2 protein-coding genes are annotated in these 2,451 nt (G+C 49.2%); both read left to right on the top strand.

Features of this window, described 5'->3' with window-relative positions:
- On the top strand, window positions 1–1,832 hold a 1,832-nt coding region (locus tag ACR0P9_RS10940; RefSeq protein ID WP_432620073.1), incomplete at its 5' end, for an ABC transporter ATP-binding protein.
- The coding region (locus ACR0P9_RS10935; RefSeq protein WP_432620071.1) for an ABC transporter ATP-binding protein at window positions 1,832–2,451 on the top strand (620 nt) is incomplete at its 3' end. The genes ACR0P9_RS10940 and ACR0P9_RS10935, both read left to right, overlap by 1 nt.

The raw sequence follows: 2,451 nt of genomic DNA, 5'->3' as shown, positions 1-2,451 counted from the left end.
TTTATCAGCTGCAAAACAACAGCAAGGCGAAGGTGTCGCTGGATCAGATTCAGATGGCGGTTTCCGCAGGCATGATGACAAAAGATCAGTTGATTTCGCAGATGAATGAAGCGTTTTCCAAGATGGGAGATCTGACAGACACGTATCTGACGGAGATTGCTGTAAACTATGTGTCCGCGGAGTATCAGGCACAGGGCATCGACTTGAACCATGTGCGCAATGCGTATTTATTTACCGTCGGCGGAAAGATGCTGCTCATGGCGATTGTCATGGCAATTGCGGCGATTTTGGTCGGTTTGATTGCGTCGATTACATCGTCTAAGGTTGGCCGTGACCTGCGTGCGTCGATTTATGAAAAAGTCATGCACTTTACCGATGCAGAGATGGAGAAATTCTCTACGGCATCGCTCATTACCCGCTCAACCAATGATATTCAGCAGATTCAGATGGTCTCCGTCATGCTGCTGCGTATGGTACTGTATGCGCCGATTGTCGCGATTGGCGGCATTATCATGGTCATCAAGACCGGTTCCAGCATGGGTTGGACGATTGTGCTCGCTGTTGTCGTCATGATGGCCTGTGTCGGCACGCTGACCGGCATTGCTATGCCAAAGTTTAAGATCATGCAGAAGCTGGTAGACCGCTTGAATTTGGTCTCCCGTGAGATGCTGACCGGTATCATGCCGATTCGTGCTTTCAGCCGAGAAAAGCATGAGGAACAGCGGTTTGACGAAGCAAACCAGAATTTGTATAAGACCCAGCTGTTTACCAACCGCACGATGACCTTTATGATGCCGGTCATGATGTTTGTCATGAATGGTATTTCGGTTCTCATTGTTTGGGTTGGCGGACATGGTGTGGATGCCGGAACGATGCAGGTCGGTGATTTGACAGCATTTATTACCTACTCTATGGTAATTGTTATGGGCTTCCTGATGCTGACCATGATTTCGATTATGCTGCCGCGTGCCGGTGTTGCTGCGGATCGTATTGTGGAAGTGCTGGATATGCCGATTTCTCTGAGTGATCCGGAGCGTCCAAAGGATGCTGCGCTGGAACAGCCGAAGGGCTATGTGACCTTCCAGGATGTTTCGTTTACCTATCCGGATGCCGATGAGTCGGCACTGTCGCATATTTCCTTTACAGCAGAGCCGGGCAAGACAACGGCCATTATTGGTTCCACAGGCTGCGGCAAATCGACGATTGTTCGCTTGATTCCGCGTTTCTTTGATGTGACAGAGGGTTCCATCAAGATTGACGGCGTGGATGTGCGGGAGATGACACAGCACAAGCTGCGCAGTCTGATGGGTTATGTGCCGCAGAAGGGCACTCTGTTCTCCGGTACCATTGAGAGCAATCTGAAATATGGCGGCGAGGACATTTCTGACGAAGCCATGCATCAGGCGGCAGATATTGCACAGGCAACGGAATTTATTGATTCCAAGGTGGACCGGTACGATTCGCTGATTGCACAAGGCGGTACCAACGTGTCCGGCGGACAGAAACAGCGCTTATCTATTGCCCGTGCGATTGCCAAGCATCCGAAGATCTTCCTGTTTGATGATTCGTTCTCTGCTCTGGACTATAAAACCGATTTGACTCTGCGCAAAGAGCTTGCCAAGCAGACAGCGGATGCAACGGTTATCATTGTCGCACAGCGTATTTCTACCATCTTACATGCGGATAATATTCTTGTCTTGGATGAAGGTAAGATTGTCGGTTCCGGTACGCATGAAGAGCTGCTGGCTTCGTGCGAGACTTATCAGGAAATTGCAAAGAGCCAGCTGTCTGAAGCAGAGCTGGCGGGCGTAGAGAAGGGAGGACGCGCATAATGGCACACGGAAGAGGAATGCGGCGCGGCCCTGGTGCGCCGACAGAAAAGGCGAAAAACTTTAAAGGAACCTTGTTCAGCTTGTTAAAATACATGGGCATCTATAAAATTGCCTTGGTATTTGTCATGATCTTTGCGGTTGGTTCCACGATCTTTACAGTTGTAGGACCAAAAATTCTCGGCAATGCAACGACAGAGCTGTTTAACGGCTTGATTGCAAAGATTTCAGGCACAGGCAGCATTGATTTCAATAAAATCGGCAAAATTTTGCTCGGTTTGATTATTATGTACATTGTCAGCGGTCTGTTCAGCTTGATTCAAGGCTGGCTGATGACAGGTATCTCACAGAAGATGTGCAGAAAGATGCGTCGTGACATCAGTGAAAAAATCAATCGTATGCCGCTGGGCTATTTTGAGTCTCATCTGGTCGGCGATGTGCTGTCGCGCATTACCAATGATGTAGACACGATGGGACAGTCGCTCAACCAGTCGGTAACCCAGTTGATTACGTCTCTGTGTACCGTCATCGGTGTCATTGCCATGATGCTGACCATTTCGCCGCTCATGACATTGATTTCGCTGATTATCCTGCCGGTTTCTATGCTGCTGGTTATGCTGGT

The organism is Butyricicoccus sp. (assembly GCF_050872565.1).
Classification (GTDB): Bacteria; Bacillota; Clostridia; order Oscillospirales; family Butyricicoccaceae; genus Butyricicoccus_A.
The sequence above is the reverse complement of the archived record's forward strand: the minus strand, read 5'-3'. Positions and strand labels throughout refer to the sequence as shown.